Annotated in this window: 19 protein-coding genes; 6 read left to right on the top strand and 13 right to left on the bottom strand. The window is 75.1% G+C overall.

Annotated elements, in window-relative coordinates:
- Window positions 1–145 precede the first annotated feature (145 nt).
- The 3 genes from BLT72_RS10280 to BLT72_RS10270 all read left to right on the top strand — a co-directional run bounded on the left by BLT72_RS10280 (window position 146) and on the right by BLT72_RS10270 (window position 3,056).
- Window positions 146–1,183 carry a LacI family DNA-binding transcriptional regulator gene (locus BLT72_RS10280; RefSeq protein ID WP_091412657.1) on the top strand — a complete coding sequence of 346 codons (1,038 nt, stop codon included), beginning with the start codon at window positions 146–148 and terminating at the stop codon, window positions 1,181–1,183.
- A 143-nt stretch (window positions 1,184–1,326) separates the two neighbouring features.
- Window positions 1,327–2,292: a hypothetical protein gene (locus BLT72_RS10275; RefSeq protein WP_197677268.1), complete on the top strand. Its 966-nt coding sequence runs from the start codon at window positions 1,327–1,329 to the stop codon at window positions 2,290–2,292.
- Between the two features lie 104 nt (window positions 2,293–2,396).
- The gene (locus BLT72_RS10270) at window positions 2,397–3,056 is read left to right on the top strand and encodes a bifunctional 4-hydroxy-2-oxoglutarate aldolase/2-dehydro-3-deoxy-phosphogluconate aldolase (RefSeq protein WP_091412655.1); all 660 of its coding nucleotides are present in this window, start codon (window positions 2,397–2,399) and stop codon (window positions 3,054–3,056) included.
- A 26-nt stretch (window positions 3,057–3,082) separates the two neighbouring features.
- Here the strand turns inward: BLT72_RS10270 and BLT72_RS10265 are convergent, their stop codons facing one another.
- The 8 genes from BLT72_RS10265 to BLT72_RS10230 all read right to left on the bottom strand — a co-directional run bounded on the left by BLT72_RS10265 (window position 3,083) and on the right by BLT72_RS10230 (window position 15,204).
- Window positions 3,083–5,635: a glycosyl hydrolase gene (locus BLT72_RS10265; RefSeq protein WP_280949258.1), complete on the bottom strand. Its 2,553-nt coding sequence runs from the start codon at window positions 5,633–5,635 to the stop codon at window positions 3,083–3,085.
- A gap of 23 nt (window positions 5,636–5,658) precedes the next feature.
- Window positions 5,659–6,990: a Gfo/Idh/MocA family protein gene (locus BLT72_RS10260; protein ID WP_091412651.1), complete on the bottom strand. Its 1,332-nt coding sequence runs from the start codon at window positions 6,988–6,990 to the stop codon at window positions 5,659–5,661.
- Between the two features lie 64 nt (window positions 6,991–7,054).
- Window positions 7,055–7,969 (bottom strand): carbohydrate ABC transporter permease, encoded by a 915-nt coding sequence (locus BLT72_RS10255; protein ID WP_091412649.1) that lies wholly within the window; start codon window positions 7,967–7,969, stop codon window positions 7,055–7,057.
- On the bottom strand, window positions 7,962–8,918 hold the full coding sequence (locus BLT72_RS10250) for a carbohydrate ABC transporter permease (RefSeq protein WP_091412648.1): 957 nt from the start codon (window positions 8,916–8,918) through the stop codon (window positions 7,962–7,964). The genes BLT72_RS10255 and BLT72_RS10250 overlap by 8 nt, the downstream gene beginning before the upstream one ends.
- Window positions 8,919–8,922: 4 nt before the next feature.
- Window positions 8,923–10,227, bottom strand: coding sequence for an ABC transporter substrate-binding protein (locus BLT72_RS10245; protein ID WP_091412646.1), 1,305 nt, complete (start codon window positions 10,225–10,227; stop codon window positions 8,923–8,925).
- Window positions 10,228–10,725: 498 nt separating this feature from the next.
- Window positions 10,726–13,338 (bottom strand): glucosidase family protein, encoded by a 2,613-nt coding sequence (locus BLT72_RS10240; protein WP_231930484.1) that lies wholly within the window; start codon window positions 13,336–13,338, stop codon window positions 10,726–10,728.
- A gap of 356 nt (window positions 13,339–13,694) precedes the next feature.
- A complete protein-coding gene (locus BLT72_RS10235; RefSeq protein ID WP_091412644.1) occupies window positions 13,695–14,117 on the bottom strand; it encodes an MmcQ/YjbR family DNA-binding protein in 423 nt (140 codons plus the stop codon).
- A 10-nt stretch (window positions 14,118–14,127) separates the two neighbouring features.
- Complete coding sequence (locus tag BLT72_RS10230) at window positions 14,128–15,204, bottom strand: NAD(P)/FAD-dependent oxidoreductase (protein ID WP_197677267.1); 1,077 nt, start codon at window positions 15,202–15,204, stop codon at window positions 14,128–14,130.
- A gap of 220 nt (window positions 15,205–15,424) precedes the next feature.
- Here BLT72_RS10230 and BLT72_RS10225 point away from each other — a divergent pair, with 220 nt between their 5' ends.
- Complete coding sequence (locus BLT72_RS10225) at window positions 15,425–16,249, top strand: SRPBCC family protein (RefSeq protein WP_091412642.1); 825 nt, start codon at window positions 15,425–15,427, stop codon at window positions 16,247–16,249.
- 221 nt (window positions 16,250–16,470) lie between these two features.
- A complete protein-coding gene (locus BLT72_RS10220) occupies window positions 16,471–17,526 on the top strand; it encodes a hypothetical protein (protein ID WP_091412641.1) in 1,056 nt (351 codons plus the stop codon).
- Window positions 17,527–17,550: 24 nt separating this feature from the next.
- Here the strand turns inward: BLT72_RS10220 and BLT72_RS10215 are convergent, their stop codons facing one another.
- A complete protein-coding gene (locus BLT72_RS10215; protein WP_091412639.1) occupies window positions 17,551–18,297 on the bottom strand; it encodes an SDR family NAD(P)-dependent oxidoreductase in 747 nt (248 codons plus the stop codon).
- Between the two features lie 108 nt (window positions 18,298–18,405).
- Between BLT72_RS10215 and BLT72_RS10210 the strand changes: the two genes are divergently transcribed.
- Entirely contained in the window at window positions 18,406–19,251 is an 846-nt protein-coding gene (locus BLT72_RS10210) for a LysR family transcriptional regulator (protein WP_091412637.1), read from the top strand.
- A 20-nt stretch (window positions 19,252–19,271) separates the two neighbouring features.
- On the opposite strand, the gene BLT72_RS22745 is transcribed toward BLT72_RS10210, so the two are convergent.
- From BLT72_RS22745 to BLT72_RS10190, 4 genes are read right to left on the bottom strand one after another with little or no spacing between them, the layout of a single operon-like run.
- Window positions 19,272–20,783 (bottom strand): patatin-like phospholipase family protein, encoded by a 1,512-nt coding sequence (locus tag BLT72_RS22745; protein WP_197677266.1) that lies wholly within the window; start codon window positions 20,781–20,783, stop codon window positions 19,272–19,274.
- Window positions 20,784–20,805: 22 nt separating this feature from the next.
- Complete coding sequence (locus tag BLT72_RS10200; protein WP_091412636.1) at window positions 20,806–21,543, bottom strand: esterase/lipase family protein; 738 nt, start codon at window positions 21,541–21,543, stop codon at window positions 20,806–20,808.
- A gap of 29 nt (window positions 21,544–21,572) precedes the next feature.
- The gene (locus tag BLT72_RS10195) at window positions 21,573–22,766 is read right to left on the bottom strand and encodes a glycosyltransferase (protein ID WP_091412634.1); all 1,194 of its coding nucleotides are present in this window, start codon (window positions 22,764–22,766) and stop codon (window positions 21,573–21,575) included.
- A complete protein-coding gene (locus BLT72_RS10190) occupies window positions 22,763–23,752 on the bottom strand; it encodes a hypothetical protein (protein ID WP_091412632.1) in 990 nt (329 codons plus the stop codon). The genes BLT72_RS10195 and BLT72_RS10190 overlap by 4 nt, the downstream gene beginning before the upstream one ends.
- Window positions 23,753–24,152 lie beyond the last annotated feature (400 nt).

Raw genomic sequence — 24,152 nt, 5'->3', positions numbered from 1 at the left:
GGCCCCTGTCTGTGCTCGGACCCGGCCTCGTCGCCAGGCGTGAGAAAGCGTTTTCACGCTACACGATAGGATGCGGAGCGGCTACCGGACGGGAGAGCGGTCGGGTGGTCAGCAGGGATGACGAGCCGAAGGAGGGAGACCCCGGGTGACCGGTCGACCGCACGAGCGCTCGCGCACCATCGCCGACGTGGCGGCCCGCGCCGGCGTCTCGCTCTCCACGGTGTCGCGCGTCCTGAACGGCAACGCCCGGGTGGACGAGGCGCTGGCCGCCAAGGTGCGCGCGGCCGCCGACGCGCTCGACTACACCGCCAGCCCGCTGGCCCGCAGCCTCGTGCTGGGCCGCACCAACACCGTCGCGGTCGTCGTGCCCGACCTGGAGAACCCGACGTTCCACGGCGTGCTGCGCGGCCTCAGCCGGGCTGCGGCCCGGGACGGCTACCACGTGCTGGTCGCCGACTCCGTGGAGTCGGTCGAGGAGGAGCGCATCCTGGCGGTCGAGACGCGGCGGCGGTGCGACGGCATCGTCCTCTGCGCCCCGCGGATGCCCGAGGACGACCTGGAGCGGTTGCTGACCCAGCTGCAGCCGGTGGTGCTGGTCAACCGCGAGGCGCGCTCCACCGGCACCCCGGCCGTGACCGCGGACTACCGCAGCGGGCTGACCGAGCTGCTCCACCTGCTGCGGGCCGAGGGGCACCGCACCCTGCTCTACCTCGCCGGGGCCCCCCAGAGCTCGTCGAACCTCCAGCGGCTGGCCGCGCTCCGCGCCTTCTCGGCCGAGCACCCCGACGTCGCGGTCCGGGTCGAGCCCTGCGGGGTCAACTTCGCCGAGGGGCACGATGCGGCCGACGGCGTCCTCGCCTCCGGCGCCACGGGCGTGCTGGCCTTCAACGACCTGGTCGCGATGGGGTTGATGAGCGCTCTCGGCGAGCGCGGGGTCCGGGTGCCCGACGACGTGTCGGTCACCGGCTTCGACGACATCCCCTTCGCCCGCTACCTGACCCCGCCGCTCACCACGGCCTCGGTCCCGGTGACCGAGCTGGGCGAGCAGGCCTGGCACCGGATGGCCGAGCTGCTGGGCTCCCGCGCCCCCGGCCACACCATCCTGTTCCGGCCGCGGCTGGAGGTGCGCGGCAGCACCGGCCCGGCGCCGGCCCGCACGGTCGGCGCCGAGGCCGCCTCCTGACGCCGCCGTCGCCGGACGCCCTGGCCGGCTACCCCGACTGGCCGGCGGCAGCGCGGGCGGCCGCGCCCTTCGTCGGGGCCGACGCGGAGAGCACCGCGCTCGGCCAGATCCTGGGGCTGCCGGCCCGGTCCCCCGCCCCGCGGGTGCACGACGAGGGCAGCAGCACGGTGGACGGCGTCGCCGTGCGGCGGCTGCGCTGGTCGGTGGGCTTCGGACCGGACACGACCGGCTGGTTGCTCCGCCCGGCGGGCGTCGACGGACCGCTGCCCGGCGTGCTCGGCCTGCACTGCCACGGCGGCGTCCGCTCGGTGGGCGGCGAGCAGCTGGTCGACTCCGGACCGGGCACGGCTCCACGGGCGGTCCGGCTGCGGCAGGACTGGTACGACGGCCGGGCGCCCGCCAACGACCTCGCCCGGCGGGGCGTGGCGGTGCTCGTGCACGACGCGTTCTCCTGGGGCAGCCGCCGTTTCGACCTCAGCCGGCCGACGCCGCGGCTGGCGGCCCAGTTCGAGGCCCACGAGGCCCGCTGGCGCGAGCTGGGGGTCGCGCTCGACCCGGACGAGCGCTTCGACGTCCTCGCGAACCTGCACGAGGACACCCTCGCCAAGGCGGCCGGCGTGCTCGGCCAGACCTTCGCCGGCCTGGTGGTGGCCGACGACCTGGTCGCCCTCGAGGTGCTGGCCGCCGACCCGGGCACGGACGCGGACCGGCTCGGCGCGTTCGGGTTCTCCGGGGGCGGCGGGCGCGGCCTGCTGCTCGCCGCGCTGGACCACCGGCTGCGGGCCGCCGTCGTCAGCTGCATGATGGCGACGTCCGCCTCCCTCGTGCCCGCCCACCTGGACAGCCACTCGTGGCTGCTGCACGTGCCCCGGCTGGCCGCCTGGCGCGACTGGCCCGACCTCACCGCCCTGGGCCGGGCCCGGTTCCTGGTCCAGTACCAGGAGTCCGACCCGCTCTTCCCGCCCGCGGGGATGCGGGCCGCCCACGCCCGGCTGCAGGAGCTGCACGCCGGCGGGGACCGGTACCGCGGCCGCCTCCGGCCGGGTGGGCACGTCTTCGACGGGCCGATGCAGGACGAGGCCTGGCGGTTCCTCGGCGACGCCCTCTGACCGCGCCGGCCTCGTTGCCGGGGCCGCGACGTCGGCGGTAGGCTCCCCGGACCAGCGGTGAGGAAGCGCTTTCTCGCCGACACGGACGCCCACGAGGGGATCGCATGACCAGTTCGACCACGCCGGACCGCCGCCGCTCCGCGCTCCCGCCCGGGGCGGTGGTCGCCGTGATGCGGGCCCCCGACGCCCGGCACTTCGTCGCCTCCTCCCGGACGCTGCACGAGGCCGGCCTCGGCGTCTTCGAGTACACCCTGACCACCGAGGGGGCGCTCGACGCGCTGACGGCGGCGGGGGAGGCGCTGCCCGACGCCGTGCTGGGCGTGGGCACCGTCCGGACGCCGGACGACCTGCGGCGCGCGGCCGACGCGGGCGCCCACTTCGCGGTGAGCCAGGTCTTCCTGCCGCGGCTGGTGGAGGCCGCCGTCGCGCTCGGCCTCAGCTACGTGCCGGGCGCGCTGACCCCCACCGAGATCGTCTCGGCCTGGGAGACGGGGGTGCCCGCCGTCAAGGTGTCCCCCATCGGACCGCTGGGCGGCCTGGACTACCTCCGCGAGCTGCGGGGCCCGTTGCCCGACGTGGCGCTGATGCCGACGGGCGGCGTCACGCTGGAGGCGGCGGCCGAGTACCTGCGCCTCGGTGCGGTCGCCGTCGGCGTCAGCGCGGCGCTGTTCGGCGACACCCTCACCAGCGGCGACCTCGACGGTCTCCGGGCGCGGGCGGCCTCGCTGGCCGGCCGACAAGCCGTGGAGGAACTGGTCGTCTAGTCTGACTTCGTCCACGGCTCGTCCAGCTAGGGCTCGCGGATCCGCAGCACCGGGACGGCGAGCAGACCCGACCGGACGGTGTCCAGGGCTCGGTCCAGCTGCTGCATCCGGAACCGGCGCCCGTGGCGCTCCTCGCTCGCCGCGGCCAGCGGGCCGATGTGCTCGTCGGCGGCCAGCGCCCCGGCCGCCGTGTTCGCGACCTCCACCTCCAGCCGGTTCTGCCCGGCCCGGACGGCGGCCGTGACGTCCACCCGGTAGGGCGGAGCCCACACCAGGCCGCAGTCGACGCCGTTGACGCGGACCGTGGCGACCTCGCCCACCGGGGGCCGCGCCGCCGCCCGGTAGGAGGGCCCGACCATCCCGACGTGCACGGGCTGGGCGTCGTCGTCCCGCACCTCGGCGCTGCCCAGGTCCAGCACGACGACCGCACCCGGGCCCAGGCCGTCCAGCTCGAAGGCGGTCCGGTAGACGGCCGCCCCCGCGTGGTGGCGCCGTCCCGGCTGCTCCTCCCAGAGGTGCGGCAGCGCCACCGGCTCGTCGGGCCCGGCGTCGAAGGCCACCCGCCAGCCGTCGGCGAGCGGCTGGACCCGTGCGGCACCGCCGGGCGGCGCCGGGACGGTCGGAGCGGCGGGCTCGTCGTCGGTCAGCACCAGCACCACCGCCTCGTAGGGCTCCAGGGTGAGCACGAGCGGCTCCGCGGCCGGCCCCGTCCGCCGGACGTCGCCGGTGCGGGCGTCCCAGACCGCCCACCAGGACCGCTCCGCGCGTGGCGTGACCTCGGCGGTCCGGTCGGCGGGCCCGGTGTTGGCCAGCAGGTAGACGTCGGCGTCGGGCAGGTGGCGGTGGACGAAGCCGAGGTCCGGGCTGTCGGGGGCCAGGGCGAGATCGGGGGCGACGGCGGCCAGCAGGGCCTGGGCCAGGTCCTCGGCGACGACGTCGACGGCTCCGGGCACGTCCACGCTCGAGCCCAGCCGCAGCACCGTCCCCCCGGCGGCGCTCACGTGGTCGAGCCAGCTGGCCGTGGCCGCCGGCACCGTGGTGGTGGCGGGCAGCACGACCACCCGGTAGCGGTCGGGCGCCACGACGGCGAGGGCGTCGTCGTCGACGAGGTCGTAGTCCAGGCCGGACTCCCGGACCGCCGCGGGGACGCCGTCCCCGATCCGCCCGCGGGCCTCCCGCCAGAGGTCCAGGGAGCCGCCGACGGCCGTGCCCATCGTGGCGAAGAGGTCCTCGTCGGGGACGTAGACCGCGACGTCGGCCACCGGGTCGCCCTGCCGCAGCAGCCAGCAGAGCCGGGTGAGCTGGGCGTTCAGCCCGGGCATGGCGGCCCACCACGGGTTCCGGTCGTCGATCGCGCCGGCGGCGTAGAAGAACCAGCCGAGGCCCGGGGCGTCGGGCGGTGAGCAGGGCCAGCCGTGCCCGACCAGCTGGTTGACGCCGTTGAGCAGGTGGTCGTGAGCCTCGCCCTGGAGGTCCAGCGGCGTCGCCCGGAACGAGGGCGAGTGCACCCAGGTCCACACCTCGGAGGAGATGACGGGACGGTCGTAGAGGTGCCCGGCCGAGGAGGCCCAGCGTGTCTGGGTGACCGTCTTCCAGCCCCAGCCCTCCCCCTCCGGCAGGTCGGCGAACCGGTAGCTGCTGACGGTCGCGGGCGGGGTGCCGTAACCCTGGAGCCGGAACGGGACCCCGCGGGCGGACGCCCACCGCTGGATCCGCTGGACGAAGTTCTCCTCGTAGAGCTGCACCAGCGTCCGGTGGTGGTCGGCCCGCACCCGGGCGCTGTCGGGGCCGTCGGCCGCCAGGGCGTGCAGCACCGGGAGCAGCGGGTAGCCGCAGCGTCGGGCGAACTCCTCGGGCAGCGCAGGCGTCCAGTCGGCCTCGTACACCTCCAGGCTGTCGCAGAACACCGAGCCGAGCAGCGAGGCGGGGACCGCGTCGAGCAGCGGGTCGGCCACCGCGCGCAGGTGGGCGTCCGTCGCGGCGGCGCTGTAGTGGTCGAGGACCGGGCCCTCGGCGCCCACCGCAGCGCGCTTGACGTTCTGGCCGGTGTGCTGGGCGGTGGCCAGCAGCACCACCCGGGTGCCGGTCCCGTCCGGGACCTCCAGGACCCCGTCCACGACGGGGACCGGCTGCCACGCCTCGGGCTGCTCCTGCAGCGAGCCGGCCCCGACGAAGGCGGCGACCAGCGCGTCACCGGGCCAGGCCGCGACCACCGGGACCCGGAGGGGACCAGGACCGATCTCCCGGCGCTCCCAGCGCAGCTTGCGGGCGGCGAGCTCGGGGGTCGTGTGGGGCCCTCCGAAGGACCAGCCACTGCCCAGGGTGAGGTCGAACCGCAGGCCCAGCGCCGCCGCCCGCTCCGCCGCGAAGCGGAGGTCGGCCAGGAAGCCCGCCGACAGCAGCGGGTGCTCGACCGGCCCGAGGGGGTAGACGTAGGAGACCTCCGCCCCGCCGAAGCCCGCCCGGGCCATCGCCGTCAGCTCCCGGTCCAGCTCGTCGCGGCGCACGGACGGGCCGAACCACCACCAGCGCACCATCGGAGCGGCGGTGCGCGGCGGCCGGGCGAACCCGGCCCGCAGGGCCGCAGGACCGGGGTGGGAGGTCAGCGCGCCACCTCCACGCCGAGCGCGAGGTCGGCCACCCGGACGGGCAGCCCGGTCCGCAGCGACTCGTTGCCGGCCAGGCCGACGGCGATGGAGCGGACGCCGTCCACCCAGGTGGACGGTCGCTCGAGCCAGTCGTCGCCCGGGCCGCGGAAGACGTCGGCCAGCAGCAGGGCGTCCCCACCGCCGTGGCCCCCCTCGCCCTGCTCGATCTTGACGTCCTGCGCCGCCTCCCAGTGCCGCTGCAGGGTCAGCCGCTCGCCGCCGGACCGGCTCGAGGACGCCGGCAGCGCGCTGGGGTCGACGACGACGCGGCCCTCCGCGTCGGTGAGCACGGCGGCCCGCTCGACGACCTCGAGCTCGGCCCGGCCCTCGGTGCCGTTGACGGCGATCCGGTAGCCCTCCCAGGGCGCGTGGGCGTTCAGCGCGTAGCTGAGCGTCGCCCCGCGGCCGTAGTCGACGACGAGAGCCAGGTTGTCCTCGGTGGTGATGCCCTCGCCGAAGACGTCCTGGTCGCGCAGGTAACCGTCGTGGGCCTCGTTGTCGAGGTAGAGCGTCTTCATCCACGCGTCGCTGCGCAGGTCCAGCTCCCAGGGCGTGTGCTCGCCGTCGTGGGTGCCGCGCGGTGGGCTGGGCGCCAGGCCGCGCCCGGCGGCGGCCTCGGCCCCGTAGAAGAGCACCCCTCCCCGCGCGTACACCGAGACGGGCGCGTCGGCCAGCAGCCAGTTGATCAGGTCGAAGTGGTGGGAGGCCTTGTGGATCAGCAGTCCGCCCGAGTTCGCCTTGTCGCGGTGCCAGCGACGGAAGTAGTCGGCCCCGTGGGCGGTGTCCAGCACCCACTCGAACGTCACCGAGAGCGGGCGGCCGACGGCGCCGTCCTTGATCAGCTCCTTGAGACCGGAGTTCCGCGGGGAGTAGCGGTAGTTGTGGGTGACGACGACCTGCCGGCCCGAGCTCTCCACCGCCGCGGCGATCCGGCGCACGCTCTCCGGGTCGATGGTCAGCGGCTTCTCGACGACGACGTCCACGCCGGCGTCCAGCCCGCGGACGATCATCCCCGCGTGCGTGTAGTCGGGCGAGGTGATGATCACGCGGTCCGCCCGGGTCCGCGCGATGACCTGCTCGAGCTCGTCGGGGTGGGCTCGCTCGACCGCGCTGACGTCGAGGCCCGTGCCGGCGAGCCGGTCGAGGTGGGCGGCGAGCCGGCCGGGGTTCGGCTCCACGAGGGCGACGAGCTCGGCGTCGTCGCGGTGTGCGCCGGCGATCGCGTCGAGGTACATCTGCGCCCGGTGGCCCGTGCCGACCAGGATGTAGCGGCGTCTGGCAGTCACGTGGGGGTCTTCTCTCGAGGTGAGGTGGGAGGAGGAGGAGGGGGCAGGGGACGGGCGGTGCCGGTCACTTGCCGCCGGTGGTGGCGATGCCCTTGACCAGGAACCGCTGGCCGAACAGGAAGGCCAGGAAGATCGGCACGAGGGAGACGATCGACATCGCGAACATGGCGCCCCAGTTGCTGCCGCTGGTGGAGTCCAGGAAGGACCGCAGCGCCACCGGGACGGTGTACTTGTCCGGGTCGGTCAGGTAGATGAGCGAGGTGAAGAAGTCGCTCCAGGTCCAGATGAAGGTGAAGATCGCGGTGGTGGCGAGCGCCGGGCCCATCAGCGGGATCATCACCCGGAGGAAGATCTTCCCGTGACCGCAGCCGTCGATCCGGGCGGCCTCGTCCAGCTCGCGCGGGATGCCGCGGATGAACTGGACCATCAAGAACACGAAGAACGCGTCCGTGGCGAGGAACTTGGGCAGCACCAGCGGGATGAAGGTGTTGATCCAGCCCAGCTGGTTGAAGAGGATGTACTGCGGGACCACGATCACGTGGATCGGCAGCATGATCGTCACGAGCATGATCGAGAACCACAGCGTCTTCAGCCGGAACTTCAGCCGGGCGAACGCGTACGCCGCCAGCGAGCACGACAGCAGGTTCCCGACGACCGCCCCGACCACCACGACCGCCGAGTTGAGCAGGTAGTGGCCGAAGGGGTTGCTGAGCGCGTTCCACCCGGACGTGTAGTTGGTCGTGATCAGGTCGTTGACCCAGAGCCCGGGGCTGCGGAAGATCACCTCGGTCGGCCGGAACGAGCTGACGAGCATCCACAGCAGCGGGTAGATCATCACCAGGCTGACGAGGACCAGCACCACGTGCTTGAGGACCGACCGGCCGCGACCGAGCAGGAGGTGCCGTCGGTGCTCCGAGGTCGCCGCCGGGGCGGGGCCGCCTCGGGGGGCCGTCTGCGGACGTGTCTGGAGATCAGTCATCGTAGAACACCCAGTACTTGGAGGCGAAGAAGTTGATGGCGGTGAGGACCCCGACGATGACCACCAGCAGCCAGGCCATCGCCGAGGCGTAGCCCATCTGGAACTGCCCGAAGCCGCGCTGGTACAGGTAGAGCGTGAAGAACATCGTCGAGTCCGACGGACCACCGGTCCCGTTGGACACGACGAAGGCCTGGGTGAAGGACTGGAAGGCCCCGATGACCTGCAGCACGAGGTTGAAGAAGATGATCGGCGACAGCAGCGGCAGCGTGATCTTGGTGAACCGCGTCCACCGGCTCGCCCCGTCGACGGCGGCCGCCTCGTAGTACATGGCGGGGATCTGCCGCAGCCCGGCCAGGAAGATCACCATCGGCGACCCGAACGTCCAGATGTGCAGCAGGATGATGGTCCCCAGGGCGTAGGACGGGTCGGAGATCCAGCCGGTGGTGGCGTTGATGCCGACGGCCTGCAGCAGCTGGTTGACCAGCCCCTCGCCGCCGAACATCTGCCGCCACAGCACCGCGATGGCGACGGAGGCACCGAGCATCGAGGGCAGGTAGAACAGCGACCGGTAGAGCGAGAGCCCGCGCATCCCCTTGTCGAGGAGCACCGCGATGCCGAGCGCCAGCAGCAGCTGCAGCGGCACCGAGACCAGCACGTAGGTGAAGGTGACCTTGATCGAGTTGTGCAGCCGGGCGTCCTGGAGCATCCGGGCGTAGTTGTCCAGACCGCTCCACTCCGGCGGCTGGATCAGGCTGTAGTCGGTGAACGACAGGTAGAGCGAGGCCAGCATCGGCCCGATGGTGATCACCACCAGGCCGATCAGCCACGGCAGCAGGAAGAGGTAGCCCGCCTTGTCGTCCCGGCCGGCCTCCTTCGCCCGCCGCCGCCTCTCCTCCGGGGTCCTGGCCTTGGTGCGGCTGATGCTCGAGAGCTCGGAGATGACGCTCATGGCGTCAGGCCGTCAGATTCGACTTGACTTCGTCCACGAACTTCTGGGCCGCGTCGGCCGTGCTCGACTTCTGGAACAGCACGTCGGTCTCGTAGCGCAGCATCACCGCGCCCAGGGTGCCTCCGCCGGCCGGCGGGTTCGGCAGCGTGCCGCTCAGCTCGGGCTCGATGTCGGCGATGAACTTCGCGACGGTCTGCTGGACCTTGGACAGCTTCGGCTGGATGGCCGCCGCGATCTCGGTGTTGGCGGGGATGCCGCGCTCCGCGAGGTTCGCGTTCGCGGCGTCGGGAGAGTTCACCAGCCAGTTGATGAAGGCGACGGCGGCCTCGGGGTCCTTGCTGCGCGCGGAGGCCGAGAACAGCATCGACGCCTTGTACCAGGCCTTCCGCTCGGTGGCCTTGCCCGTCAGGCTCGGGAAGCGCAGCAGCACCAGCTCCGTCCCGGCCGCGGCGCTGAGGGCCTCCAGCTGGTTGGAGTTCGACGTCTGCATGGCCGCGGACCCGACCGCGATGGCCGCCTGGTCGACGGGCTTGGTGGCCTCCTCGGTCATCGCCGACGGCGTCCCCATGGCCTTGGCGTCCTGGAACCTCATCATCAGGTCGAACCAGCTCTGGGCGTCGGCCGCCTCGAAGCCCAGCTGGCCGTCCTTCCACAGCTCCTTGCCGTTCTGCCGCAGGAACGCGGCGAACATCACGTCGGTGGGGAACATCGCGGCGACGCCGGTCGGCACGTCCGCCTTGGCGGCGACCTCCGACGCGGTGGCCATCATCGAGTCCCACGTCCAGGTGGTGTCGTCGGGCAGGTCCATCCCGGCCTTCTCGAAGACCTTGGGGTTGGCCAGGATGACCGCGGCGTTCACGCCGGCGTTGATCCCGACCAGCTGGCCGTCGACCTTGCCGGAGTCCACGGTGCCCGGAGCGAACTTCGAGACGTCGGCGCCGTTCTTCTCCAGGTCGAGGAGGGCTCCGCGGCTGCCGTACTCGCTGATGTAGGCGACGTCCATCTGGATGATGTCGGGCGCGGTGTTGCCGGCGGTCTGGGTGGCCAGCTTGTCCCAGTAGCTCGCCCACTCCCCCGGCTGCTGGGAGATCTTCACCGTCGGGTTGGCCGCGGTGTACGCCGTGACCGCCGCCGCGGTGTTCTTGTTGCGCACGTCGTTGCCCCACCAGGCGAAGGCGAGGTCCGCCGACCCGTCGCCGCTCCCCCCGCTCCCCCCGCTGCTCGAGCCGCCCCCGCAGGCGCTCAGGCCCGCCGTGGCGGCGGCGACCGCCAGGCTGCCGGTCAGGAACTGCCTACGATTCAAGCCCATGGAACTTCCCCTCGACGGTGATGTGAAAGCGCTTTCTGGACCCTAGACGTCGGGTTCGTGGCTGTCAACGGGTTGCGTCAGCCGCGCACCAACGGGTGGCCGGAGGCCCTGCTGCCGACCGTTTCCGCCTGTCAGGAGGCTGTGAGCGGCCACCGTCACGGGCCGACGCCCACCCGGGTCCGGCCGCCCTCGGCCCGGGGCGGAGTCGGCAGGCGTCGGCTCGCCCCCGGGACGGGTCAGGAAACGCTTTCTCCGGCTCGGACCGACGTCGACCCCGCCCTCCTCCGGCAGCTCGGGTTAGCGGGTCCACCCGGCCCGCGCCACCGCGTGGATCTCGCACCCCGTGCACGCGATTGGATCGACGACCACGGGGTACGGGAGGGGACGTCTGACGTTCCTGGGGAGGGACGAGCGGCAGCCCCCGTCGCTCCGACGGGGGCTGCTGCTACCTCAGCGCCAGCGCCAGGGCCGCGGTCCGCGCGCGCCCCGGCTCCTGCACTACCGGACCGTCACGACCAGGGTCGAGGTCCCGGACCCGGCCCGTACCCGCACCGTCGCCTCCACGCCCCGGGCCGTCCGCGTGAGGGTGGGGCGCACCCCCCGCCCGTCGAGGGTCGCCGTGGCGACCCGGGACCCGGCCGGCAGCACCGCGCCGATGGTCAGCGCCGTGCGCCCGTGCCGGGTCACCTCGGTGCGGTAGGCAGTGCCCCGGTGCCGCGCGGCGACGTCGAGGCTGCCGCGGCCCACCCGGATCGCCCGGCCCGAGGCCCGGGTCTGGCCGACGGGCACCTGAGGCACGACGGCCACCCGGCCCCGTCCGGCGTCGGGCGAGACGCCCAGCCACTGGTGCACGACCGGCCACAGCGTCCCGTAGGCACCCCAGGCCTGCATGACCATCGAGCGCTGGGTGAAGAGCCGGTCGATGTTCGCCGGCGCGTCGGGGCTGCGCACGATCTCCGGCATCATCCCGGGCATCTCCCACAGCTCCGGGTCGAGCTGGCTGCGGGCGTTGCCCGACGTGTAGCGGCCCTGCTGGTCGGCGGCCAGCCGCCCGTAGTTGCCCTCGCTCACCGCGGCGATGGCCGAGTTCAGCGTGAACACGTTCCGCTCGCTGGGGACCGCCGAGACCTCGGAGTCGCAGCTGTCCCCGGGGTTGCCGGCCGGCGCCGACGTGGGACCGGTGCCGGTGTGGAACAGACCGAGCTCACCGGTGTAGCAGGCCCGCTCGTGCTGCTCGAGCGTGCTCAGGGCGTGCTCGCGGCTGGCCAGGGGCCCCGACGCGCGGCCGGGGATCCGTGGCAGCACCGCGTCGGTGGGTGTCAGCCCGATCCAGTGCCGTTGGAACACCTTCACGTCGTCGGGGTCGCGGAGCGAGTCGGCGTAGGAACGGGTGTCGCCGCCGAACCACCAGGTGTCCTCGAACCTCTGCAGCAGCCGGTCGGCCCGGCCGAGCGCCCACCGGCGGGTGGCCCTGTCGCCGCGGGCCCGGGCGAGGTCGGCCAGGTCGGCGTAGCCGCGGAGGGTGTAGACGGCGTTGTCCAGCTTCTCCTCCCCCATCCCGGGACGCTCGACGTTGCCCAGCCCCTCCGGCCACCCGTCCTCGTCGGCGTCCAGGCTGGCGACGTGCCGCATGGCCTTGACGCTGGCCGGGTAGAGGTCGCGCAGGAAGGCCCGGTCGCCCGACCACTTCCACACCAGGTTGACGGCCGAGGGGTACTTCGCCGACTCGTCGGTGTTGCCCGGGTCCGCGTTGGCACCGAAGTAGACGGCGCCGTCGGGCGTGACCTCGTGGACGATCTTGCCGCTGCCCTCGTTGACCACCTCGGAGACGTCCCGGAGCGCGCGGAGGTGCGCCTTGATCGGCTCGAACTGCCCTGCCGCGACGGCGGCGTAGGCGGTGTACTCACCGTCCGTGCCGAACAGCCAGGTGTAGTCCGGCCAGCCGGCCCCCAGCCAGGTCATGCTGTCGAGGGTCCCGACCGGCGCCGGGTAGGCCTTGCCGGCGTTGACGACCCGGAGCTGCGGGTCGTCGACGGTCTGCTCCGAGGCGGCCAGCATCTGCTTGGACCAGCGCACGCTGGCGGCCAGCCGGGGGTCCCCCGGGAGGTCGACGACGGTCCGCGCGTCGATCCGCTGCCGCTCGGCCACCTTGTCCTCCAGGGCGCCGACCGGGTCCTGCAGGGCCGCCCGCAGCTCGGCGCGCGCGTCGGCCACGCCCTCGGTGGAGCCGCCGACGCCGAACCAGACGGTGCGGACCTGACCGGCCCGCAGCTTCACCCGGTAGGTCAGCTGCCCGCCGGCGCCCCGGCCGTAGGCCGTGTCGTCGCAGCGCGGCGGCTGCGTCGGGGACGCCGGTCCCGAGGCGGGGCAGATGACGGCGGGGTCCTGCGGACCGCGGTGGTCGGGGCCGGTGGTCGACGCCGTCGGCCGCAGCGTGGAACCGACGACGGCCGCCCAGTCGTGCGCCCCGGTGGTCGCACCCGGCGGGTTGCCGCGGTCGGTGAACTCCAGGGTGCGGGCCCGGGCGGCGGCGGTGTCGGGCCGGTTCACGTCGGTCTGGCTCGGCGTGGTCTCGCCCCACGGGTAGGAGCTGAGCAGCTCCGAGTGCGCGTCGGCGCGCAGCGTGATGGTCCGGGTGCGGTCGGCCCGCAGGGTCAGGCCGACCAGGGCGCCGGAGACGCCGTCCGGCACGACGTCGGTGCGGCTGGCCCGGACGCCGTCGGTGACCGGCAGGTCGGTGCGGACGTAGCCCCAGCCGGTGGTGGTCCGGGTGCCCTCGCCGATCCAGCGGCCGTTGATGCCGAACCACATCCCGTCCAGCAGCTTGAGGTCGGGCAGCCAGAAGCCGCCCATCTCCCCGCGGGTGTGGAAGCCCGCCGCGGGGAACCGGCCGTCGGCGGTGCCCAGCACCCAGGCGCGGTCGCCGGTCACGACGGTCCGCCGCTCGCTGAGCCGGGAGGTCTCCGTCAGCTCGGCCGAGCGGGCCAGGGCGGGGTCGAGGACGGCGGTGGCCGCCGTGGCGGGTGCGGTCAGGGTGACCAGGGGCAGGAGGAGGGCGGCGACCGCCACACCTGCTGCCGCCCTCCCTCGGGTGGTGCGCGTGGGCAGCACGGCGAGCCTCTCCGTCGGGGCGTGGGGTGAGCGGCGTCCTCGGCCGGAGACCATCGGGGTGGGAGCCGCGCGGTGCCGGTGGGGGACGTGGCTCCGGTATAGCCGCTCGCGCGACGAGGGCGCAAGGGTCGCCCCGGTCCCGCTGCGGCCGCCGGCCGGCAGCTCGTCCCCCGGGCGAGCCGCCGCGACCCGCTCCCCGCGGTCCGCGACGGCCCTGGGCCGGGTCAGGACGCCGTCAGGGACGTCCGTCGACCCGGCCCTGGTGTGGTTCTGAGCCCGGGGCCGTTCGGATTGGTCCGGGGCGCCGCGTCCCGTGGGCCGGACCCTCAGTCCGGGACACGGCCGATGCAGGGTGGTCAGCGCTCGGGACGGTGCTCCGCGTCCCACGCTGCTGCCCGGCGGACGGAGGCCCGGCACCGCCAGGCGTCCTGGACGACCTCGGTCAGCTCGCCCACGCTCAGCTCGGCCAGCCGGCTGGTGCGCACCAGCACCGAGGGGTGGCCGTTGAAGTGGGGGGTGGTGAACCAGGGCGAGCCGGGATCCTGCACCAGGGCGAGCTTCTCCGCCTGGTCGGGCACCCAGACGACGACGACGTCGTCGTAGCGCTCCCCCGTGACCGGGTCGACGGCGTCAGGCCGCGGGCTGCGGAAGAACACGAAGCTCTTGCCCCCCACCTGGTAGACGGGCCGGTCGGGGGACCCGTCGACGACGACGTGCGGCATCCCGGCCGCGACCGCGTGCACGTCGGCGGCGCTGGCCGGGCGCTCCGGGTCGTCCATGGCCCCGACGCTACCGCCGGCCGGCCGCCCCCGCGGCCGGCGCAGGGCGACCGGGGCGCAGCCCCTGCAGCGCGGGCGCCGGGGTCCCGCCGACCAGCTCCGCCGCCACCAGCCGGCCGACCACGGGCGCCAGCGTGACGGCGGAGTGCATCACCACGACGTGCACCTCGGGGTGACCGGGCAGGGGTCCGACGAGCGGCAGACCGTCGGCGGGCATCGGCCGCGCCCCGACCTGGACGTCGGCCACCCGGACCTCCGCCGCCCCGCGGAAGCGGGCCCGGAGCCGGGCGAGGACGGCGCTGCCGGCGCGCTGCAGGTCGTCCCGGGTCGTCTGCCCCCGGTGCTCCTCGGCGGCCAGCAGGTGGCCGGGCGCGGCCTCCCGCACCTCGAGGTCAGGTCCGTCCACGACGGTGCGCACCAGCCCAGGCGGGGCGTCGAGGTGCAGCAGCAGGGCCGGCGAGGCCCGGAGCGGCAGGCCCACCCCCAGCGGCGCGCAGAGCGCCGCGGTCGCCGCACCCGCCGCGAGCACCACCCGGTCCGCCGGGAGCGGACCGGTGGGGGTGTCCACGCCGACGACGCGGCCGCCCACCTGCCGCAGGGCGGTGACGGGACGGTCGAGGTGCACGACCGCCCCGTGCCCACGGGCTCCGGCGACCAGCGCCGCGGTGACGGCCGCCGGCTCGACCACCCCGTCGGTGGTCCTCAGCAGGGCGACGCCGGGGGGCTCCCGCAGGTGCGGCTCGAGGCGGCGCACCGCGTCCGCGTCCACGAGGCGCTCACCGGGCGCCAGGTCCGCGGCGCGGGGCAGCGGGGCGGAGCCCCAGCCCAGCGACCCGCACCAGCGCACCACCAGGCCCGGGAGCTCCTGCTCCAGCCGGCGGTAGTCCACCAGGGCGGTCCGCCGGAGCACCGTGCTGGCGTCGACCGGGTCGGCCCCGCCCGGCTCGCCGATCCAGCCGAAGGACCGGCCCGTCACCCCCGACGCCGGTGTGGAGGTCTCGAGGAGGGTCACGGCCGCGCCCGCCCGCGCCAGGTGGTGGGCCACGGCCGCGCCGACGACCCCGGCGCCCACCACCACGACCCGCACCCCGGCCTCCTCGCCACCCCGTCCTGGATCCCGGCACCGTAGCCGGGCGCCGAGGACGGGCACCGCCGGGCGGCGGAGCGGGATGGTCGAGCGGTGCTCCTCGCCCGTCGGACCGGGGGCCCCTAGGGGTGGTGACCAGCCCTGATCGGCGTCGCTATCGTCGACCCCGAGGGGCGCTCGCCGCCCCACCGCACCCGAACATCTCGTCGAAGGAGACGCTGTGACGACCAAGGTCGAGAAAACCGTCCTCGTGAACGTGCCGCTGAGCGTGGCGTACAACCAGTGGACGCAGTTCGAGGAGTTCCCCCAGTTCATGGGCGGGATCACCTCCGTGACCCAGCTGTCGGACGACCGCCTGCAGTGGGTGGCCGAGATCGCCGGCATCCGCCGGCAGTGGGAGGCCCGCGTCGTCGAGCAGGTCCCGGACCGCCGGGTCGCCTGGGCGGCGACCGAGGGCGCCACGAACGCCGGATCGGTCAGCTTCGAGGACGTCGGCGGCGGCCAGACCTCGGTCCACCTGTCGCTGGAGTACGAGCCCGAGGGCCTCGTCGAGAACGTGGGCGACAAGCTGGGCGTGATCGAGAACCGGGCGGAGTCCGACTTGGACCGCTTCAAGGCGTTCATCGAGTCGGAGGGCTACGCCAGCGGCGCCTGGCGCGGCGCGGTCGTCGGCGAGCGCACGGCCGGCAGCACCCCGGGCGTCGACGACGCCGACCAGACGCGTGGCGACAGCGGGAAGGCCGGGGTGTCGGGGAAGGCCGTCGCCGCCGGCCTCGGGGTGGCTGCCGCGGCGGCGACAGCGGTCGGCCTCGCGGCGGCAGGTCGCTCCGACGACAAGGGCGACACCCCGGTCCCCACGGCTCCGACCCCGACCCCGACCCCGGCCACCGCGGTCCCGACCCCGGTCACCGAGACCCCGGCGGCCCCCGTGGCGGACCGCCCGGTCGGTGGCAGCGCGGGCGTCGAGCCCGGGCACGTGCTGACCAGCGACGAGATCGACGCCAGCGTCGAGGACAGCGAGGGCAACACCCGGCACGACGCCTGAGACAGCCGGTCGGCAGCGCGCCGACGTCGAGTTGATCATGGTCGACCATGATCACGGTCGGCTCCCGGGTCGACCCGGGACCATGATCATCGACGCGGTGGGCGCGCTGCCGGCCGAGCCTCGGGGGAACCGCCGACGCCCTCGCTAGGGTGAGCGGACCCGTCGGCGCCGGCTCGGGGCGTGCGGTCCCGGGCGCCGCCCGTCCCCCAGGGAGATCCGCGATGACCGCTCCTCGCTCGTCCACCGCTCGCGGCGTCCTCGGCGTCGTCGCCGCCGCCCTCATCGCCGGGGCCTCCGCGCCGGCCGCCCAGGCCGCGCCCACGACGGCACCGCCCGCCCCGGCGTACGTCGCGCGCGACCTGACGGCCGCCTCGGGCCAGGCGTTCGTCCCCAGCACGGTCGGGAACCCGGTCAACGAGAAGGGTCTCGTCGCCGGGTCGACGACCGTCGGCGGGACCGCCCGGGCCGCCGTCTTCGACCTGACGGCCCGCACGATCCGGGTGCTGGCCGCCTACCCCGGCCAGCCGACGCGGGCGACCGACGTCAACCTCGCCGGCGAGGTGGTGGGGGTGGTGGGCGCCAGCGGGGCCGGCCGGGCGTTCGCCTGGCGGACGAGCACGGGGGCGGTCACCCTGCTGGCTGCGCCGGGTGCGACCTCGTCCACGGCCCGGGCGATCAACGACCGCGGCGTCGCGGTCGGCGCGATCGTCACCTCGGCCGGGAGCCGGGCGACGGTCTGGAACATCCGCAGCGGCAACCGCTTCACCCTCGCCATGGACGCCGCCGTCGGCATCAACGAGAACGGCGCCGTCGTCGGCTACCGGTACGGGCTGGGCACCGCCAACCAGGCCCTGGTCTGGACGCCCGCCACCCTGCGCGTGGACGCGCTGCGTCCGCTCGCCGGCGACGACAGCGCCGAGCCGGACGACGTCAACGACCGGGGGGTGGTCGTCGGGCGGTCCTACAGCCTGGAGCGCGACGACCTGGTCACCCGGCCGGTGCTCTGGAGCTCCCGCACCGCCACGCCCTGCTCGCTGACGACCGCCACCGGCAACAGCGACGCGAACGCGCTCAACAACCGCGGCCAGGTCGTCGGGACCGAGGTGTCCTACGCCGCTCGCACCGTCCGCGGCGTGGTCTGGGCCGGGTGCGGGCAGCCGGTCCGCGTGCTGCCCGTCCCCGCCGGCGCGACGGCCCTCCCCTCCGGCCTCGACGACGGAGGCCGGGTCGTCGGCAGCACCGCGACGCGCGGTGTCGTCTGGACGCCGGCCGGCTGAGCGCCGGACGCCAGCCGCCGGAGGTCACCAGGGGATGACCCCGGCGTCCTCGAAGTAGCCGCCGGAGGGGCCGCCGTCGGGCAGGGTCGCGAGGTGGACGGCGATCTGGGCGCCCTGCTGGGGCGTGCGGACCCCCCGGAAGCCGTTGAGGTCGGTCGCCACGAAGCCCGGGCAGGCGAGGTTGATCAGGACCCCGGTCCCCTGCAGCTCCTTGGCGTACTGCACCGTCACGGCGTTGAGGAAGGTCTTCGAGGGCGAGTAGGCGGCGGAGATCGGGCCGGTGGAGAGCGGGTCGGTGGTGACGGACTGCCGGGCCAGGGACCCGACCCCGCTCGACATGTTGACGATGCGCGGTGAGGCCGAGCGCCGGAGCAGCGGCAGCAGCGCGTTGGTCACCCGGACGACGCCGATGACGTTGGTCTCCACCACGGTCCGGAGCTGGTCGGGCGAGACCTGGGTGGGCTCCTGCGGCATCCCGCCCGTCACCCCGGCGTTGTTGACCAGCACGTCGAGGCGGCCCTCCTGCTGCTCGACCAGGCGGGCGGCGGCGGTGACGCTGGCGTCGTCGGTCACGTCCAGGGGGACGCCGAAGGCGTCGACCCCGGCCGCCCGCAGCCGCTGCACGGCCGCGTCCCGCCGGTCGTCGTCGCGGGCGCCGACCCCGACCCGCCAGCCGAGGCCCCCCAGGCCCGCGGCGATCTCGTACCCGATCCCCTTGTTGGCGCCGGTCACCAGCGCGGTGGTCCTGTCGTCCGTCGTGTTTGCTGTCATGTCCCGATCGTTCGTCGGTGCGCGCCCGCGGACCAGCACCGATCCGGCAACGACCGATACCCGACCGGCATCGGTCCTGGTGGGAGGAACAGCGCCTACCGTGGAGGGGTGGAGACCCGCGAGCTGCAGTACTTCGTGGCAGTGGCCGAGGAGCTGCACTTCGGCCGGGCCGCCGAACGGCTCGGGATGACCCAGCCGCCGCTGTCCCGGGCCGTCCAGCAGCTCGAACGGCGGCTCGGCGTCGCCCTGCTGGACCGCACCAGCCGCGGCGTGGCGCTGACCCCGGCCGGGTCGGTGCTGCTGCGCGAGGGCCGCGCAGCGCTCGACGCGGTGACCGCGGCCGAGCGGCGGACGCGCCGCGCCGCGGCCGGCGACGGGCGGCCGCGGCTGGTCCTGGTGACCAAGGCCGGCGCCTCGGTCGAGCTGCTCGCCAAGCTGCTGGACGCCTACGCCGCGGATCCGGAGGCGGTCGCGGTCGAGGTGCTGCTCTGCGGTCCGGGCGAGCAGGAGGGACTGCTGCGGGACGGCCGCGCGGACGTCGCGCTGCTGCACCGGCCCTTCGACTCCACCACCGGCCTGGACACGGAGGAGCTGACCACCGAGGGGCAGGTCGCGGTGCTGCCGGCCGGCCACCCCCTCACCACCCGTCGGGAGCTGCGGCTGGCCGACCTCGCCGCGGTCCCCGACCTGCCGCTCCCCCGCTGGCCCCGCGCCGACGGCCGCTACCCCGACGGTCCCGGCCCCGAGGTGCGCAACCACGAGCAGCTCTTCCAGCTGATCGCGCTGGGTCACACGATGGCCGTGCTGCCGGCGTCGGTGCAGGTCCAGGTGCGCAGCGGCCAGGTTGTCGTCCCCCTGGTCGACGCCCCGGCGGTGACCACGGTGATCGCCTGGCCGCCGCAGAGCACCTCCCGGGCGCTCGCCGCCCTGGTCAGGACCGCCACGCGACTCTGACGCCACCTCGGGAGCGCCCGTCAGCCGGCGGGCGGCGGGTCGGCGACCCAGCTGACCGGGTCGGTGATCTCGACCACGTGCCGCTCCCAGACCTGCCACCACCGGTCGGCGCCGGGCGGCCGGCGGCCGGGCGGCACCCGGGCGACCAGGTCGCGGAGCTGGCGTTTGAGGGCTCCGAGGTCGTCCTCCGCGGAGTCCGCCCCGTCCCCGGCCGGGCGCGGGCCCTCCGCCTTCCAGATCCGCCGGCGGAGCTCGACCAGGTCCCGGGTCACCCGCTGCTCGGCGGCGCTCGCGTCCTCGCAGGCCTCGGCCGCCCTCAGGTAGCCGTAGTCGTGGGCGATGGCGAGCAGGCCCGGGTCCACCTCGAGCACCCCCAGCACGTCCACCTCCGGGGCGATCAGCACGGCGCCGGCGGCGTGGGCGCGGGCGACGTCGTCGAGCTGCACCTCGTCGGACATGATGCCGGCCGCGGCGCGCAGCACGATGGCGAGGAGGTCCTTGCCGGCGTAGCTGCTGTCCACGGGCACCCCGCTGGGGAGGGAGTTGACGGCGTAGCAGCGGGTCGCCCCGAGGTGCGTCATGGCCACCTCGACGGGCAGGTTCTCCCGGGTCGCCCCGTCCACGTAGTGCTCGTCGCCCAGCCGGACGGGCGGGTAGATCGCCGGGATGGCGCACGAGGCGTGCACGGCGGCCACCACCGGGACCGGAGGCTGGTCGGGCACCGGCCGGTCGGTCCGGTCGACGAGGACACCCCGGCCGGTGACGTAGCGCAGCTCGCCGGACTCGAGCGCGACGACCCCCACCCGCAGCTCGGTGGCCGAGCGGGCCAGCCGGTCGGCGTCGAACATCGCCGGCCCCAGCAGGCGGTCGAAGATCGGGCCGCGCCGGTAGAGGGACTGCTCGTGCCGTCCGCCGCGCACCAGGGTCTCGAAGTCCGGCCGCGAGCGGCTCACGGTCCACACGGCGGAGAGCGTCTCCCGGACCGGCGTCGTGTCCCACCGCGGCAGCCGGATCACGGGGCCGGTCGGCGGTGCCGCTCCGGGGGCGCCGGGGTGCCGGCGGGCGCGGCTGAGGCCGAGCCCGGGCAGGGTGATCGTCTGGGGCTCGAGGTGGGAGGCCCGGGCCTGCCCGACCCGCTGGAGCGCGGGCACCAGCTTCTGCAGCTCGCTGAACCAGTCCAGCTCGACCATCAGGTCCGCGGGCTCGCGCAGGTTCGCGTACTGCTCCTCGATCCGGTCCAGCACCTCCCGCTGACCGCGGGCGTCGTCGGCCTGGGCCAGCAGGGTGGCCAGGACGGAGCCGGCGGAGGTGCCGGTGATGACGGTGGGGGTGATGCCGACGACGTCGTAGAGGTAGCGCAGGGCGCCCACCTGGAAGCTGGCGCTGGCCCCGCCGCCGCTGAGCACCAGGCCGACGACCGGGTCCGGCTCCGGGCCGCGCTCGCCCAGCCAGCCGGCCAGCGCGGCGACCCGGGGGGCGACGTGCTGCCGCAGGAACTGCTGCAGGGGGTGGGCTCCGCCGGTCAGGGACACGGTTCAGCCTAGGCCGGGCTGCTCAGGCGCCGGGGCTCCCGGGCTGGTCGGTCTCGGCCGGGGGCGGCGGGCGCTCGAGGACGTCGGTGATCAGGGACAGCGTGCGGGGGTCGCCCAGCGGCCGGACGTGGCCGACCGTCGGCAGCACGACGTTCTCCGCGCCGTCCAGCCGTCCGGTCTCGGGGATGTGCGGGTCGAAGACGCTGTACAGCGAGGTGATCCGCCGGTTCACCGTGGTCTCGAGGCTGAGGGCCCGGATCACCGGCCCGTCCGGGGCGAACATCCGCACGCTCGGCAGCAGGAACGGCGAGGCGTAGCGGGAGCCGGTGAACGGGGTGCCGACGGCGACCAGGTGCCGGACCCGGGCGAGCGTGCCGGGGTGGCCCAGCGCCTGCTTCGCGATCAGCCCGCCCTTGCTGTGCGCCACGACGGTGACGTCGTGCAGGTCCTCCCGCTCGAGGTGGTCCGACACGACTGCGGCGAGCTCGGGGATGGCCCGGGTGTTCCAGCCCAGCTGGTCGAGCACGTGCACCGGGTGACCGCGCCGGTACAGGTGCTCGGCGACGGGCTGCATGAACCGCCAGCTCTCGAACACACCGGGGATGAGCAGCACCGGCGACCGCGGCTGGCCGGCCGGGTGCAGCCGCTGGTCGGGCCGGCCCCCGACGACGCCACGGGCCGTCCAGTAGGCGACGTAGCCGTAGTCCAGGAACCAGCCCCCGAGCTTCTGCCGCACCGTCGGCGGGGGCGGTTCGTCCACGGTGCGGACTCTACGGGCGCGGCGCCGCCTCAGGAGGCGAGGAGCAGCTCGGCGTCGGCCGGGGCCACGCGGGTCGGCAGCGGCAGGCCGCTGAGCGCCGCGTAGCGGTCCTCGAACGCGGTGAGCGTGGCGGTGAGCTGGTGCCGGGCGGCCCGGGCCCGGCTGGCCGCGCCCATCCGCCGGCGCAGCGGTGCGTCGGCCAGCAGGGCGCCGAGGGCGTCCGCGAGCCCCGGCAGGTCCCCGGGGCGGACCAGGTAGCCGTTGTCGCCGTGCCCGACCAGGTGCGGCAGCGCCATCGCGTCGGCCGCCACCACCGGGCAGCCCGCGGCCATCGCCTCCAGCGTCGCCAGGCTCTGCAGCTCGGCCGTCCCCGGCATCACGAAGACGGTCGCGCGCTGGTAGGCCCGGAGCAGCTCGTCGTCGCTGACCGCACCCCGGAAGAGGACCCGACCGGCCAGCGCCAGCTGGCGCGCGAGCGCCTCGAGCTCGGCGCGCTGGCTGCCCATGCCGACCACCTCCAGCCGGGCGCCCTGCGTCACGGGCACCCGGGCGAAGGCGCGCAGGAGGTCGTCGACGTGCTTCTCCTGCTCCAGCCGGCCCACGAACAGCAGGGTCGCGGGCTCCACCGAGGCCGGGCCGGCCGGCCGGAACCGGTCCAGGTCGATGCCGCAGGAGACGGCCTCGGCGCGCGGCAGGTCGGTGGCGGCCGCGAGCAGCTGCACGGCGCGCTCGGTCGGGGCGGTGATGGCGTCGGCGGCCCGGTAGACGCGGGCGAGGTCGTTCCAGGCGGCGCGCGCGGCCGGCCTCGAGGCGTGCCGCAGCAGCGGTACGTGGTGGGTCAGGTTCTCGGGCATGAAGTGGTTGGTGGCCAGGACCGGGAGGCCGGCGGCCTTGGCCGAGCGGACCAGCGCCCGACCCAGCGCGAAGTGGGACTGGACGTGCACGACGTCGGGCCGGGCGAACCCGAGGATCGCGCGGACCTCCCGGCTCACGGCCCACGGCGTGGAGGTGCGGATCGCCGCGCTGGTGGGGAGGCGGAGGGAGCTGACCCGGTGCACCCGGACACCCGCGTCGAAGCCGTAGTGCGGGCGGCCGTCGACCGACGGCCAGACCAGGTCGACGGTGTGGCCGCGAGCCGCGAGACCGCCGGCCAGCCGCGCGGTGAAGGTGGCGGCGCCGTTGATGTACTCCGGGTACTGGTCGGCGCCGAGCAGGATTCTCATGACGGGCTCCTCGTGAGGGTGGGACGAGCGGTGGGCTGGGGGACGCCGAGCCGCGTCGGCGGGATCGGCTCGGGCGGGCTGGAGGGACGGGGCGGGACGGCACCCGGGTGGTCGCGGGAGAGCAGCAGCACCCCGCCGGCCGCGAGCACGAAGCCGAGCACCGCCCCGCCGGCGGTGGCGACGGTGAGGGCAGGGGCCTCGTGCAGGAGCGCGGCGGCCCCGGCGGTGGCGACGAGCGGGTCCAGCAGGGTCAGGCAGCAGACGACCAGGGCGGGCGAACCGGTGCGGTACGCCCGCTGGACGCTCACCCCGCCGACGCCGGCGAGCAGCACGGCCCCGACCACGGCGGTGAGCCCGACGACGGCGTGGCCGGTGGTCCAGGCCGTGGCCGCGGCCCGCACCAGCACCGAGGTGATCCCGAAGAGCACGGCCCCGGTCAGGGCCGACGCTGCTGCCCTCGTCACTGGCGCCGACGAACCGATCAGCCCCAGCAGGGGGACCAGCAGGGCCGCCACCGGCAGCAGCGCGACGGTGGGGAGCCCGGGAAGGGTGGGCTCGACGTCGGCGGGCGGGGCCAGCAGCAGCGTCAGGGTCAGCCCGGCGGTGCCGAGCACGCTGAGCAGCGCGGCGACCAGCGAGGTCGGGGCCGGCCGACGGCCCGCCGTGCGGGCGTGGGCGACCACGGCCACCGGCACGGCCAGCACCCCGAGCGGCTGCACCAGCGCGACGGGGGCGAGGGCCAGGGCGCCGAGGTGCAGGCTGCCGGCGACCAGGGACTGCGCCGCCCCCGCCAGCCAGCCCGGCGCCCGGACCAGCTGGCGCAGGTCGCCCAGGTCGCCGGCCCCGGCCAGGCGCTCGACGGCGGCGTGCTGCCGGACCGTCGCCAGACCGAAGAGCACCGCCGCCGACACGGCCAGCAGCACGGCCGCGACGGGCCATCCGAGGGGGCCGGCTGGCTCGGGCACCAGGAGCGGGGTCAGCACCACGGCACTCCCCTCCCTCGCGGGTCGACCCGCGGTGCGGGCGGTGGCCCCACCGGGAGGCTCCTCGGGCCAGGCCGCCCAGCGGCTGCTCCCCCGGCCAGCACGACGACCTCAGCGTCGCGGGCGCAGGTTCGTCCGGGGGAACGCCGGGTGAACGTCGGCCGAGGGTCCGACGTCATCGTGGGGGCCGTGCCCGGACGGCCCGGGGAGTGGTCGACGGTGACGGCGGCATGCCAGCCAGCCTTGTCGCGCAGGGAGCGGCGGGGCCAGCAGGGTTTGCCCCCGGAGCACCCCCGGCCCACCCCGGCGCGTCACGGGTCCACCGGCCCGGCGGACCGCGGGGTGCGACCCGGCCGGTGCTGCCCGGATCCGTCCGGTGTTGTCGTCCGCCCGCGAGCCTCGG

Origin of the sequence: Friedmanniella luteola (genome assembly GCF_900105065.1) — a bacterium.
Lineage (GTDB): Bacteria > Actinomycetota > Actinomycetes > Propionibacteriales > Propionibacteriaceae > Microlunatus > Microlunatus luteolus.
The sequence above is the reverse complement of the archived record's forward strand: the minus strand, read 5'-3'. Positions and strand labels throughout refer to the sequence as shown.

Bases quoted from the DNA above. Each gene is read 5' to 3' on its own strand.
- BLT72_RS10270 (WP_091412655.1), top strand. From the start codon at position 2,397: ATGACCAGTTCGACCACGCCGGACCGCCGCCGCTCCGCGCTCCCGCCC.
- BLT72_RS10255 (WP_091412649.1), bottom strand. From the start codon at position 7,969: ATGACTGATCTCCAGACACGTCCGCAGACGGCCCCCCGAGGCGGCCCC.
- BLT72_RS10250 (WP_091412648.1), bottom strand. From the start codon at position 8,918: ATGAGCGTCATCTCCGAGCTCTCGAGCATCAGCCGCACCAAGGCCAGG.
- BLT72_RS10245 (WP_091412646.1), bottom strand. From the start codon at position 10,227: ATGGGCTTGAATCGTAGGCAGTTCCTGACCGGCAGCCTGGCGGTCGCC.
- BLT72_RS10235 (WP_091412644.1), bottom strand. From the start codon at position 14,117: ATGGACGACCCGGAGCGCCCGGCCAGCGCCGCCGACGTGCACGCGGTC.
- BLT72_RS10220 (WP_091412641.1), top strand. From the start codon at position 16,471: ATGACCGCTCCTCGCTCGTCCACCGCTCGCGGCGTCCTCGGCGTCGTC.
- BLT72_RS10215 (WP_091412639.1), bottom strand. From the start codon at position 18,297: ATGACAGCAAACACGACGGACGACAGGACCACCGCGCTGGTGACCGGC.
- BLT72_RS10195 (WP_091412634.1), bottom strand. From the start codon at position 22,766: ATGAGAATCCTGCTCGGCGCCGACCAGTACCCGGAGTACATCAACGGC.